Here is a 12,785-nt window from a genome sequence, read left to right on the forward strand (position 1 = left end):
TGCTCTTTTTTGTTCAGGCCACCAGCCTTCAGGCCCCTTCGCCCAGGGGCTCGCTGTCCACCTGCTGCGCCTGCAGCGACTGCGGCGCCAGCGGGCCGCCGCTGATGCTGCCGCCCTGCAGGGAGTAGTGCTGGATCAGGCCCAGCAGTTCCTCGTCCGAGTAGGGCTTGCCCAGGTAGTGGTTGGCGCCCAGCTGGCGCGCCATCTCGCGATGCTTCTGGGCGATGCGCGAGGTGATCATGACCACGGGCAGGTCGCGCAGGGCCTCGTCGGCGCGGATGTTGCGCAGCAGGTCGAAGCCGTCCATGCGCGGCATCTCGATGTCGGACAGCACCAGGGTGGGGCGCTCCTCGGCCAGGCGTTCCATGGCCTGCAGGCCGTCGGCCGCCAGGGCCACGCGGTAGCCTTCGCGCTGCAGCAGGCGCTGGGTGACGCGGCGCACGGTGATGGAGTCGTCCACCACCAGCACCAGCGGCACCGAGGCCGGCCCTGCGCTGGCCAGCACGGCTTCGCCGTCGCCCTGGCCTGCGGCGCGCTCGGCCTCTTCGGTCCGGGCGCGCACCTCGTCGCCATAGACGTTGGCCAGCGCCACGGGGTTGTAGATCTGCACCACGGCGCCCGAGGCCAGCACCGACATGCCGGTCAGGCCGGGCAGGCGGGCCAGCTGGGGGCCGAGGTTCTTGATCACCACTTCCTGGTTGCCCAGCACTTCGTCCACGTGCAGCGCAATGCGCTGCGCCGCGCTGCGCAGGATGACCACGGGCCGGGTGCGGCCCACGGTTTCCTCGCTGCGCAGCGAGGACTGCCACAGCGCGCCGGCCCAGTAGAAAGGCAGGGTCTCGCTGCCGTCTTCGAAGCTGTGGCTGGCATAGGCCTGCTGCAGCAGCTCCAGCGGCGCGCGGCGCACGATTTCCACCAGGCTGGCGGGCACGCCGACCAGCAACTGGCCCGCGCGCAGCATGACCACCTGGGTGACGGCGGTCGTCAGCGGCAGCACGAGGCGGAAGGCACTGCCCCGGCCCGCCTCGCTGTGGGTTTCGATGCGGCCGCCCAGCGCGTTGACTTCGGAGCGCACCACGTCCATGCCGATGCCGCGCCCGGCCACGCCGGTCACCTCGGTGGCCGTGGTGAAGCCGGGCTCGAAGATCAGGCGGCCGGCGTCCTGCTCCGTCAGCGTCTGGTCCTCGGGCCACAGGCCCTGGGCCACGGCCTTGTCGCGGATGCGCTGCAGGTTCAGGCCGGCGCCATCGTCCTCCACCGACAGCGCCACGTCGTTGCGCTCCTGGCTCAGGATGATTTCAATGGTGCCCATGGCGGGCTTGCCTGCGGCGGCACGCTGCTCGGGCGACTCGATGCCGTGGGCCACGCAGTTGCGCAGCAAGTGCTCGAAGGCCGGCATCATGCGGTCCAGCATGCCCCGGTCCATTTCAATGGTGCCGCCCAGGATGTTCAGCCGCACCTGCTTGCCCATCTCCTTGGAGGTCTGGCGGACCACGGCGTACAGGCGCTCGGCCAGGGAGTCGAACTCCACCATGCGCGTGCGCAGCAGGTCGCGCTGCAACTCGCGGGCCTGGCGGCCCTGGGCGACCAGGTCGTCCTCGGCGCCGGCCATGTCGCGCTGCAGGTTGCGCTGCACGGTGGCCACGTCGTTGACCGACTCGGCCATCATGCGGGTGAGTTCCTGCACGCGCGTGAAGCGGTCGAACTCCAGCGGGTCGAAGCCCACGGCCGAGTCCTTGGACAGGGCCAGGCGCGACTGCATCTGGCTCTCGGCCTGGACCTCGATGTCGCGCAGTTGCATGCGCAGGCGCTCCAGGTTGCCGGCCAGCTCGTCCAGCGAGCCACGGGCCTGGGCCAGGCGCGCATCGACACGCGAGCGCGCAATCAGCACCTCGCCGGCCTGGCTGATCAGGCGGTCCAGCAGCTGGGCGCGCACGCGCACCGTCTGCTGGGCACCGGCGCGCAGCGGCGCAGTGACAGGCGCTGGCACAGGGGCCGCGGCCGCCGGTGATCCAGCCGCTGCCGATGCGTCGGAGGCCGCAGCCGCTGCAGGCTCGTCGAGGGAGATTTCATCGCCCAGGTCCAGCGGCGCTTCCTGCGCCTGCTCACCGGCCACGCGCAGCACGTCGAAGCCGGCCTGCAGCGCGTCGAAGCTGCCCAGCAAGGGCTCGATCTGCTCGGCGGTCGGAGATTCGCCATCGACCCGCTCCACGGCAGATTCAAGGCGGTGAGCCATCTCGCCCAGGCGCATGGCGCCCGCCAGCCGGGCACTGCCCTTGAGCGTGTGCAGGGCGCGCAGGGTTTCGTGGCGCGCCTCGTCCAGCGAGGGCCGGCCATGCCAGCGGCGCAGCGCGGCGCCCAGGCGGGGCAGCAGCTCGATGGCCTCTTCCTCGAAGATGGGGAACAGGTCGGGATCGACCTCGTCCAGCGCATCGATGTCATCGTCCAGGTCGCTGCCCACGGCCACGGCATGGGCGATGGCCTCGTCGATGCGGCGCTGCAGCTCGGCTTCGTGGCGCGCATCGTTGACCAGGGGGCGCATGGAGTAGGCCAGGGGCGCCACCGACGGTGTCTGCGCCTGGGCACCGGCGTCGAGCACGGCGTCCGTGCCATCGCTGGCGTCCTGAGGCTCCAGCTGGTCCAGTTGGTCCAGCTGCTCCAGCGCGTCCAGGCGGCTGTCCGGCGCGTCTGCGGCCTCGATGTCCAGCGCCAGCAGCGCCTGCAGTGCTTCTTCCACGCCCGGCTGGGGCGTCTTGAGGAAACCGGCGGCGAACTGGTGCAGCAGGCGCTGCACTTCGTCGGAGGCCGCCACGCAGGCGGCAACCTGGTCGGGCGTGCCACAGCGCTGCGGCTGCAGATGGGTCAGCGTATGTTCCAGCAGGCGCGCCAGGTCCGACAAGGCCTTGAAGCCCACGGTGGCCGAGCTTCCGGCCAGCGAATGCGCAAAGGCGACGGCGTCGTCGGGCACGGGCTCGCCGGGCTCGGTCGCCCATTGCTGCAGCGTCAGGTCCAGGCGGCGCGACCATTCGTCGGCCTCGTTGAGATAGACGTTGTACAGCGGCGCGCTGATGCGCAGGCCATCCACGACCTTGAAGCCATCGGCGTCGATGCCGGACAGATCCTCGTCGCCGGACTCTTCAGCCTGCGGGGTTTCTGCCTCGGGCACCTCGGGCGCCGTGACCGGCTCGACTGCGTCGGGTGCTTCAACCGCTTCAACCGCTTCTGGTGCTTCGACCGCTTCGACCGCCTCAACCGTTTCTGGCACCGCGATCATCTCGATCGCTTCGGCGGGTGCCGCTGCCGGGGTCAGGCCCAGATCCAGGTCCAGCCCCTCGAAAGGCGCCAGGGGCACGGCGGCTTGCGGTGCTTCAGTTTCAGTTTCGGTTTCACTTTCAGCTTCGGCCTTGATGGCTTCGGCTTCGATGGCGGCGGCCTCGGGCAGCGCGGGCGGGTCGCCCGCGACGACGGCCAGGGCCTCCTGCTCGCTGTCGCGCATGGCGGCTTCGAAGGCCGCAAAGTCCAGTTCCTCGACGGCGTCGGTGGCCAGTTCGGCAGGCGCCTCGGGGGCTTGCGGCGTCAGTGCCTCCAGCGACTCCTGAGGCGCGGCGGCCGAAGGCTGGGGGTCCGGCTCCAGCAGGTCGAAGTCCAGCGCAAAGTCCAGCTCGCCAGAGGTCTGGACGGGCTGGACGGGCTGGGCGGGCTGGGCGGGCGTGGCCTGCTCGGGCGCATCCAGGTGTTCTGCCTGCGGCTCCTGGGCCACGGGCGCGAATTCCTCGATTGCGGCGGGTGCGGATGCGGGCTCGAGTTCGGGTTCGGGCTGTGCAAGGGGCTCGGCACGCGGTGTGCGCGGCACCAGGGCCACGTCGGCGCGCAGGCCTTCCAGGCGCATGGCATCGGCCGCAGCGCGGAAAGGCGTGGCCTGCCAGGCATCGGCCTGGTGGCGCTCTATGGCCGAGGCCCAGGCGCCAAAGGCGCGCAGCGCATCGCTGGCCAGCTCCTGCATGGGCTGGGGCATGGCCTTTTGCTCGGCCAGCCAGGCGTTGAGCATCTGCTCCATGGCCCAGCCGGCTTCGCCGAATTCATCCAGGCCCACCATGCGCGAACTGCCCTTGAGCGTATGGAAGGCGCGGCGCAGCGTGGTCTGCTCGCTGAGGTTGCCCGGCTCGTCGGCCAGGGCGCGCAGGGCCTGCAGGCCGTTGTCCACCACCTCGCGGGCCTCTTCCAGGAAGATGCCCAGCAGTTCGTCGTCCGAGTCTTCTTCCGAGACCGACAGGCCGGCCGGCGGGGGCACGGGCGCGGACACGGATGCAGAGACGAATTCAGAGACGGTTTCAGGCGCAGATTCGGCTGCGGGCTCTGGCTCGGCCAGGGACTGGTCCAGCTGGAAGACCGGCTCGGCCGGTGCTTCGAGGGCCTTGGCGAATTGCGCCAGTTCCGCGGCATCGGCCAGCGCGTCCTGCTCGGCGGCGGCGGGCTGCGCCAGCGGCTCGGTCGCGATGTCCACGGGAGCCGGGGGCGGCGGGGGCGGCGTGGAGGGCGCGGCAGATTCCGGCTCGGCGATGGCGTCCTGCGGCACGGGCAGCGGCTGGGCCACGGCAACGGCTTCGCGCTGCGGCGGCACGGCGGCGGTATCCAGGGCGGGCAGTTGCTCGGGCGCCTTGCCCGCATCATCGGCCCGGTGGCCGCGACGGCCCATGAGGATGCGCAGGCCGCCTTCGGCCTCGTCATAGACGAAGAGCTTGCGCGCCATGCTGCGCTGGTAGCTCAGCATGTCGATCAGAAAGCCCATGGCGCCCAGGCTGTTGCCCAGTTTCTCGAACACCTGGGGACGTTCTGCGTCGTCGATCTCACCCAGCACCAGCCGTTCCACGGTCTCGCGCATGCGCTGCATGGCCTGCGTGGCCTGGTCCAGGCCCAGCACGGACAGCACGCCGCGCATCTGGGCCATCTGGCCCGAGACGGGTGCCAGCACGGTGGCATCGGCAGGATTGCGGAAATACTGGTCCAGGTGCCGCTCGGCCTCGGCCAGCGTGGCACGCAGCTCGCCCACGACCGAGCCCATGGTCTGGTGGTCGCTGGCCTGGCGGTACAGCTCCTCCATCCAGGGCTCCAGCGGACGCGCGGGCGCGCCCTGCAGGGATTCCTCCAGGCGCTGGACCAGGTTGGCGGACTGCTCGGCCAGTTCCTCGTCGCCCATGTCCATGGTGGCAAAGGCCGCCTGCAAGTAGAGCACGGAGGTGGCCACTTCCATGGCCAGTTCGGCCGGTGGCGGCTCGCCGATGCGGGCCACGGTTTCGGCCACCTTGATCAGCATGCGCGCCAGGCCATGGCTGGCCGGATGCAGCTTGACCAGGGATTCGGCCACCTGGGCGAACTGGTCCACCACGGTCTTGGTGCGGGCACGGTCGCCGCCGGCCAGGGCGGACCAGGTATCGGCTGCCGTGGTGATGCGCTTGCGCGCCTGCACCAGCACCGCCGGGTCGTAGCGGCCAAAGCGTGTTTGCTGGTAGTCCACCTGGGGCTGGGCCTGCATGCCGTAGGCCTGGCGCACCGCCTGCAGGGCGGCGCCGGCCTGCTCGGCAGGGCGGGCCTGGGCGCAGAAGAACAGCAGGTCCTGCAGCAGCCGCGCAGGCGGCGTGCGGTCGCCCTTGGCCATGGCCGCGTACTGCATGAGCACGCGCGAGGCCATGCGCTTGACGTACAGGTCGACCACGATCATCCCGCGCGACTGCGCGTCGAAGAAGCCGGCCGCCACCTTCCAGAAGCTGCGCGCGGTGACATCCTCGGTCTGGCCCACGGCAAAGCGCAGGCACAGGTCGCGCATCTGGGCGGCGGCCTCGCGGTCGTCGCTCTTGACCATGCGCAGCACCACGCCGTCGAGCAGGGCCCGGGCATCGGGGCCGTAGGCCAGCGGCTCGGGCTGGCGCGCCCACTCGGGCTCGCGCGCGCGGCGCTCGGCAGGCCATAGGTCGGCCGGATGCACCTTGTCGTTGCCGGCCAGCGCCTGGGTGTCGCGGTATTGGGGAAACAGGGCCACGGCCGAGACGGTCTTGCCGGCCAGCACGGTTTCCAGGTATTCGATGAGCGCGAAGCTGGCGCGCTCCAGCGTGGCGGCAGCCTGGTCGGTGCACAGCTCGGGGCGCTGCACAAAGCGCTGCACGGCGCTTTCCATGCCGCGCAGCACCAGGGCCGGAGAGCCCAGGCCCACCATTTCGAGGGCGCCGCAGGCCTGGTGCAGTTGCTGGCGGGCGATGCGCAGGGCCGAGGTGTCAAGCTCCTCAAGGTCCGAGGCGCGTGCCGCATCGGCATCGCGCACGAAACGGGCCACCGCCTTGCTCGCCCCTTCCAGCGACTTGCGCAGCTCATCGAGCACCCAGGCCAGCGGGCCCAGGTCCTGTTCGGTGTGCGCGGCCTGCGCCGCGCCCGTTTGCGATTCGTCAACCACTGACATGGACAGTTCCCCAAGCCCCTAGGGCCTGTGCATAGCTATGTTGGACCGGGTCAGGCAATCTTGAAACGCGCCACCGACTGGCGCAGTTCCTCGGCCATGTGCGAGAGTTCGCGCACCTGCTGTGCCGTGGTGCGCGTACCTTCGCCCGTCTGCTCGGTCACCGCGAAAATGTGCTGGATGTTCTCGGCCACGTCGTTGGCCAGAACGGCTTCGCGCGAGGTGGACGAGGAGATCAGCTCGATCAGCTCGGCCAGATGGCGCGACACGGAGTCGATCTCGGTCAGCGCGGTGCCGGCGGAGTCGGACAGGCGGGCCCCCTCGACCACACCCTGGGTGGAGCGCTCCATGGCGGCCACGGCATCCTGGGTGTCGGTCTGAATCGCCTTCACCAGCGCCGCGATCTGGCGCGTCGCGTCGGCCGAGCGTTCGGCCAGGCGCTGCACTTCTTCGGCCACCACCGAGAAGCCGCGACCGGCTTCACCGGCCGATGCGGCCTGGATGGCGGCGTTCAGCGCCAGCACGTTGGTCTGCTCGGTAATGTCGGAAATCAGCTCGGTGATTTCGCCGATCTCCTGCGAGGATTCGCCCAGCCGCTTGATGCGCTTGGAGGTTTCCTGGATCTGGTCGCGGATGGAGTTCATGCCGCCGATGGCGTTCTGCACGGCCTTCAGGCCCAGGTCGGCAGCTTCCAGCGACTGGCGCGCCACCTGGGCAGATTCCTGCGCCTGGGTGGAGACCTCGTTGATGCGGCCGGCCATGTCCAGCACGGAGCGGCCGGTTTCGCGGATCTCGCGCAGCTGTTCGGTCGATGCGGCCAGCAGCTCGGTGGAGTTGGCATCCACCTCGGCCGTGGTCTGCGCCACGCGCGTTGCCGTGTTCTGCACGCTGCCCACCAGGGCGCGCAACTCTTCCACCGTGTAGTTCACCGAGTCGGCGATGGCGCCGGTGATGTCCTCGGTCACGGTGGCTTCCTGCGTCAGATCGCCCTCGGCCACCGACTGCAACTCGTTCATCAAACGCAAAATGGCGGCCTGGTTGGCGTCGTTGATGCGCTTGGCTTCATGCTCCTGCACGCGCGACTCTTCCTGGCGGCGTTCGGCAGCTTCCTGGCGCAGGCGGCTGTCGAGCAGCTGCACGCGGGACAGGCCCACGCCGCACAGCAGCACCAGCACGGTGGCCAGGGCCAGCAGGCCCATGGGCAGCGAGCCGATGCCGGCGCCGCTTTGCAGCTTGGTCTGCAGGTCTTCCAGCTGGCGGCGCAGCGGTTCGCTGTCGGCGTTGATGGCGGTCTGTGCCTCGCGGGCGGAGACCAGGCCCTGCAGGTTGCCCAGAATGGCGCTGGCCTCGGTGCGGGTCTCTTCGTAGAGCTTGATCAGTGCCTCGATCTGCTCGCGGGTCTGGGCGTCGCGCGTGGGGGGCAGGCGCAGTTCGCTGCTGCCGCCCAGCAGGCTTTCGGAGATTTCCTTGAACGAGTTCAAGTCCTTGCCCAGCAGGAACACGGCCTCGGGGCTCACGCCTTCGGCGGTCTGGAATTCGTTGGCCGACTTGCCGATACGCTGGGTCAACATCACCAGCTGGCCTGCGGCCGAGATCTCGGCGGGGCTGGCGCCCTGCTGCAGCTTGAGCGAGGAGATGGTTTCGGCGATCTCCAGCAGGTCCGAGGACTGGCGGTTGATGGTGCGCAGCGCGTCGCCGACCTGGGTCAGGATCTGCTTTTGCTCCATCACCACCTTGGCGCTTTGCTCGGCGCGCTCCATCAGCGGCATGATCTGGCCCAGCTCGTCGGCGTAGGCGCCGCCCAGCGGGCGCACGCCCATGGAGTCATCGCCCGAGGTGAGGGCGCGCACGTTGCGCGCCAGCACGCCCGCACTGTCTTGCACGTCCGCAAAAGAAGGTGCCGCGCCGGTCAGCGCCTGCGACACCGACTTGGCAAGGCGCTGCGACTGCATCAGGGCCTGGCCGGTGGCGGCCAGCTGCTGTGCCGAGCCGTCCGCCTGGCGCAGAGCCCATGCCGCCGCCAGCACCAGGGCCAGCACGGAAACGCCCAGCAGCGTGGACAGCGTGCGCTGGTGGCGCGCGGCAGGCGCGCGGCCCAGCAGCGGCAGGACCACCGTTTCCTGGTCCAGGACTGCGCCGGCGTCGCCCGGCATGGCGTCGGGCGCGCCCTGCACGGTCATGGACGCATCGAGTGCGTACATATCCTGGGAGACGGTGTCTCCGAGCATGCTGTTGTCCGCGCCCGAGCCGGAGTCGGCCGGCTTGCGTTGGAAGCGATTTGCAAGACGTTGCAAGAATGACATGGGACGACCTTCAGAAACTCAGGCGCGAATGCTCAGAAACTCGGAGGTTTGGGACAGGCGCTGCAATTGCAGCTCCTGCCAGCGGTGGCCCGCTTCATCGATATGCACGGGGCCGAAAAAGGCGGGGGATTGCTCGGGCGCGGGCTCGGTGCGCACAAAGGCGTCGGCGCTGCGCAGGCCCTGCAGGCGGTCCACCAGCAGGGAGGCGTTCACCTCCAGCGCGGCATTGAAGGCCAGCAGGCTGGACTCGGCCAGCGCCGGTTCGCTGCGCGCCACGCCATGGCCCAGCAGGCTGGCCAGGTCGATCACCCCGGCCAGGGTGCCGCGCAGGTTGGCAATGCCCAGGAACCAGGGCTTTGTATAGGGCACGGGCTGTACGCCGGCCCAGGGAAAGATCTCGCCGGACTGGCCCAGCGGCATCAGGTAGTTGCGCCCGCCGGCCTGGACGGCCAGCCAGGCCGCCACCTTGACGCCTTCGCTGCGTGCGGCCTGGAGACGGCCGGCCAGACGGGATTGCAGATCGCGCAGTGCTTCACGGTTCGCCATGGCCAGCGCACCGCGTCAGTTCAGCGCCGCGATCTTGGCCTGCAGCTCGCCTGCATCCACCGGCTTGGTGATGTAGTCACGCGCGCCCTGGCGCATGCCCCAGACCCGGTCGGTTTCCTGGTTCTTGCTGGTGCACATGATGATGGGCAGGTCCGCGTACAGCGGGTCGCGCGTGATGGCGCGCGTGAGCTGAAAGCCGTTCTGGCCGGGCATGACCACGTCCATCAGGATCAGGTCGGGCCGGTCTTCGGCCAGGCTGCGCAGGGCTTCCTCGCCGTTCTCGGCCGTACGTACCTGCAGTCCCTGCTTTTGCAGCATGTCGGACAGAAACATCAGTTCGGTCTTGGAATCGTCCACGACCAGGACTTTGCGGATGGGCATCAAAGTGCTCCTATGGTTTGCTTGCCGAACTGCTCCACGGCCTGCAGCAGCTGGTCTTTGGTGAAGGGTTTCGTGAGGTAGTCCTGGCAGCCCACCATGCGCCCGCGCGCCTTGTCGAATACGCCGTCCTTGGACGAGAGCATGACCACGGGCGTATCGGAGAAGCGCGCGTTGCGCTTGATGATGGCGCAGGTCTGGTAGCCGTCCAGTTTGGGCATGAGGATGTCGCAGAAGATCAGCTGGGGCTGATAGTCGTTGACTTTGGACAGTGCGTCGAAGCCGTCGTCGGCCAGGAGCACTTCGTGCCCGCCCTGTTTGAGGAAGATTTCTGCGCTGCGGCGGATGGTATTGCTGTCATCCACCACGAGTACGCGCAAGGGTGCGCCCGATGTCGTCACTGAGAAACCTCCCGGAAATGTATGAGTCGGCGCGGGTGGTCCCGCGCTCAGATTTCGACCATCTCAAAGTCTTCTTTACGTGCACCGCATTCGGGACAGGTCCAATTCATGGGCACGTCATCCCAACGCGTCTGGGGTGCGATGCCATGCTCGGGGCAGCCTTGCGCCTCGTCATAGATCCACCCGCAGATCAAGCACATCCAAGTTTTAGGGTCGGTCACAGCTTAAAGGGCCTTCACATAGAATGCAACGATTGTATCTAGTCATAACCACCCGCCACGGCCTTCGCTGGCGGGGCGCAAACTGGGCTGAGCCATGGCATTGAACCCCTCCAACTCCCCCAGTCCCGACACCGAATTGGTGGACGAAACCGCTCCCGTATGCGTGCTGGTCTTCAACGCCAGCGACCCCAGCGGAGCAGGTGGCCTGTCGGCCGACATCGCCACCATCGCCTCGGTCGGCGGTCATCCGCTGCCCGTGGTCACGGGTGCCTACGCACGCGATTCGGCCAAGATCTTCGAGCATTTTCCCTTTGACGACGAGGCCGTGGCCGAGCAGGCGCGCGCCGTGCTGGAGGACATACCCGTGTCCGCCATCAAGGTCGGCTTCGTGGGCAGCCCGGGCAACCTGGCGGCGATCGCCGAGATAGCTTCCGACTATCCCGACATCCCCATCGTCTGCTACATGCCGGACCTGTCGTGGTGGGAGGAAGACCCGCTCGACCAGTACATGGACGCGCTCAAGGAGCTTGTGCTGCCGCAAACCTCGGTGTTGGTTGGAAGCCACAGTACGCTGTGCCGCTGGCTGCTGCCCGACTGGAGCAACAGCCGCAGCCCCACGGCGCGCGACATCGCCATGGCGGCCGAGGCCCTGGAAGTGCCCTACGTGCTGGTCACCGGCATCCCCCTGCCCGACCAGTTCGTGGACAACGTGCTGGCCACGGCGCAGTCCGTGCTGGGCAACAGCAAGTACGAGATGTTCGACGCCACGTTCACCGGCTCGGGCGACACCCTGTCGGCCGCGCTGGCGGCCCTGGTGGCCAGCGGCAACGACCTGGGGCTGGCCACGCAGGAGGCGCTGGAGTACCTGGACCGCAGCCTGGACAGCGGCTTTCGCCCCGGCATGGGCCACTTCATCCCGGACCGCATGTTCTGGGCCCAGCCCGAACCCGAGGACGAAGACGCCGAGGCGGCCGAGCCGCTCACCGAGCTTGACGCCGACACCCAGGCCATCGAAGGCTTCGTGATGCCTCCCCATGACACCAAGCATTGAGGCATGCCGCCCCTGAGCGGCTGCGCCCTTGGCTTGGCGCCTCTGGCTTGTACCCCGCACATGGCAGACTCCTGCACTATGACCACTGACCTGAATATTCCCCTGTTCGAACGCGCCAAGGCCGTGATCCCCGGCGGCGTGAATTCACCCGTGCGCGCCTTCAACGCCGTGGGCGGCACGCCGCGCTTCGTGCGCCGTGCGCAGGGCGCGCATTTCTGGGACGAGAACGCCCAGCAGTTCACCGACTACATCGGCTCCTGGGGTCCGATGATCCTGGGCCATGGCCACCCCGAGGTGATGGCCGCCGTGCAGGCCGCCGCGCTGGAAGGCTTCTCCTTCGGCGCGCCCACGGAACGCGAGGTCGTGCTGGCCGAGAAGATCCTCTCGCTCATGCCCTCCATGGACATGGTGCGCATGGTCAGCTCGGGCACCGAGGCCGGCATGAGCGCGCTGCGCCTGGCGCGCGGCTTCACGGGCCGCAACAAGATCATCAAGTTCAACGGCTGCTACCACGGCCATGCCGACGCGCTGCTGGTCAAGGCCGGCTCGGGCCTGGCGACCTTTGGCGCCTCCTCCTCGGCCGGCGTGCCGCAGGACGTGGTCAAGGACACCGTGGTGCTGGAATACAACGACGTGGGCCAGCTCGAAGAGGCCTTCGCCCAGTTCGGCGACCAGATCGCCTGCGTGATCATGGAGCCCATTGCCGGCAACATGAACTTCGTGCGCGCCAGCGTGCCCTTCACGCGCCGCATCCGCGAACTCACGCGCGAGCATGGCGCGCTGATGGTCTACGACGAGGTGATGACCGGCTTTCGCGTGGCCCTGGGCAGCGCCCAGAGCCTGTACGCCCAGCAGATCGAAGGCTTTGCGCCCGACATCACCGTGCTGGGCAAGGTCATCGGCGGCGGCATGCCCATGGCGGCCTTCGGCGCGCGCCGCGAGATCATGGAAAAGCTCTCGCCCCTGGGCCCGGTCTACCAGGCTGGCACGCTGTCGGGCAACCCCATCGCCACGGCCTGCGGCCTCAAGACGCTGGAGCTGATCAGCGAGCCGGGCTTCCACGACGCCCTGCACGCGAAGACCGGCCGCCTGATGGCCGGCTTCAAGGCCGAGGCCGACGCCGCCGGCGTGCCCTTCAGCGTGGACCACCAGGGCGGCCTGTTCGGCTTCTACCTGCTGCCCGAGCTGCCCAGCACCTGGACCGAGGTCATGAAGACCGATGGCGCCCGCTTCAACCGCTTCTTCCACGGCATGCTGGAGCGCGGCCACTACTTCGCGCCCGCCCTGTACGAGGCCGGCTTCGTGAGCGCCGCGCACACGGACGCGGACATCGACAAAACCATCGAAGCCGCGCGCGAAGTGTTCAAGACGCTCTGATATCCGCAGATATCTCCCCTTGCACGCCAACGCCACCAACACCGTGATCCGGCGCTGGCG

8 protein-coding genes are annotated in these 12,785 nt (G+C 68.7%); 2 read left to right on the plus strand and 6 right to left on the minus strand.

Annotation, left to right across the window (positions count from 1 at the left end; all coding sequences use genetic code 11):
- Positions 1-28 precede the first annotated feature (28 nt).
- From AC57B5_RS14165 to AC57B5_RS14190, 6 genes are read right to left on the minus strand one after another with little or no spacing between them, the layout of a single operon-like run.
- A complete protein-coding gene (locus AC57B5_RS14165) occupies positions 29-6,451 on the minus strand; it encodes a hybrid sensor histidine kinase/response regulator (protein WP_496399771.1) in 6,423 nt (2,140 codons plus the stop codon).
- 50 nt (positions 6,452-6,501) lie between these two features.
- The gene (locus tag AC57B5_RS14170; protein ID WP_012203504.1) at positions 6,502-8,751 is read right to left on the minus strand and encodes a methyl-accepting chemotaxis protein; all 2,250 of its coding nucleotides are present in this window, start codon (positions 8,749-8,751) and stop codon (positions 6,502-6,504) included.
- An 18-nt stretch (positions 8,752-8,769) separates the two neighbouring features.
- Positions 8,770-9,297 (minus strand): chemotaxis protein CheW, encoded by a 528-nt coding sequence (locus AC57B5_RS14175; protein ID WP_012203503.1) that lies wholly within the window; start codon positions 9,295-9,297, stop codon positions 8,770-8,772.
- A gap of 15 nt (positions 9,298-9,312) precedes the next feature.
- Complete coding sequence (locus AC57B5_RS14180; RefSeq protein WP_013804030.1) at positions 9,313-9,678, minus strand: response regulator; 366 nt, start codon at positions 9,676-9,678, stop codon at positions 9,313-9,315.
- Positions 9,678-10,076 (minus strand): response regulator, encoded by a 399-nt coding sequence (locus AC57B5_RS14185; protein WP_012203501.1) that lies wholly within the window; start codon positions 10,074-10,076, stop codon positions 9,678-9,680. The genes AC57B5_RS14180 and AC57B5_RS14185 overlap by 1 nt, the downstream gene beginning before the upstream one ends.
- Before the next feature lie 47 nt (positions 10,077-10,123).
- Positions 10,124-10,276: a rubredoxin gene (locus AC57B5_RS14190; RefSeq protein ID WP_013804031.1), complete on the minus strand. Its 153-nt coding sequence runs from the start codon at positions 10,274-10,276 to the stop codon at positions 10,124-10,126.
- A 115-nt stretch (positions 10,277-10,391) separates the two neighbouring features.
- On the opposite strand from AC57B5_RS14190, the gene thiD reads away from it, so the two are divergent.
- Positions 10,392-11,348 carry a bifunctional hydroxymethylpyrimidine kinase/phosphomethylpyrimidine kinase gene (gene thiD, locus AC57B5_RS14195; RefSeq protein ID WP_012203499.1) on the plus strand — a complete coding sequence of 319 codons (957 nt, stop codon included), beginning with the start codon at positions 10,392-10,394 and terminating at the stop codon, positions 11,346-11,348.
- A 60-nt stretch (positions 11,349-11,408) separates the two neighbouring features.
- Positions 11,409-12,725, plus strand: a complete 1,317-nt coding sequence (gene hemL, locus AC57B5_RS14200) for a glutamate-1-semialdehyde 2,1-aminomutase (RefSeq protein ID WP_373681038.1) — start codon at positions 11,409-11,411, stop codon at positions 12,723-12,725.
- Positions 12,726-12,785 lie beyond the last annotated feature (60 nt).

It is taken from the genome of Delftia sp. BGA-UO-ETr-SB1 (assembly GCF_059567865.1).

Bases quoted from the DNA above. Each gene is read 5' to 3' on its own strand.
- AC57B5_RS14180 (WP_013804030.1), bottom strand. From the start codon at position 9,678: ATGCCCATCCGCAAAGTCCTGGTCGTGGACGATTCCAAGACCGAACTG.
- AC57B5_RS14170 (WP_012203504.1), bottom strand. From the start codon at position 8,751: ATGTCATTCTTGCAACGTCTTGCAAATCGCTTCCAACGCAAGCCGGCC.
- thiD (WP_012203499.1), top strand. From the start codon at position 10,392: ATGGCATTGAACCCCTCCAACTCCCCCAGTCCCGACACCGAATTGGTG.
- AC57B5_RS14165 (WP_496399771.1), bottom strand. From the start codon at position 6,451: ATGTCAGTGGTTGACGAATCGCAAACGGGCGCGGCGCAGGCCGCGCAC.
- AC57B5_RS14190 (WP_013804031.1), bottom strand. From the start codon at position 10,276: ATGTGCTTGATCTGCGGGTGGATCTATGACGAGGCGCAAGGCTGCCCC.
- AC57B5_RS14175 (WP_012203503.1), bottom strand. From the start codon at position 9,297: ATGGCGAACCGTGAAGCACTGCGCGATCTGCAATCCCGTCTGGCCGGC.
- hemL (WP_373681038.1), top strand. From the start codon at position 11,409: ATGGCAGACTCCTGCACTATGACCACTGACCTGAATATTCCCCTGTTC.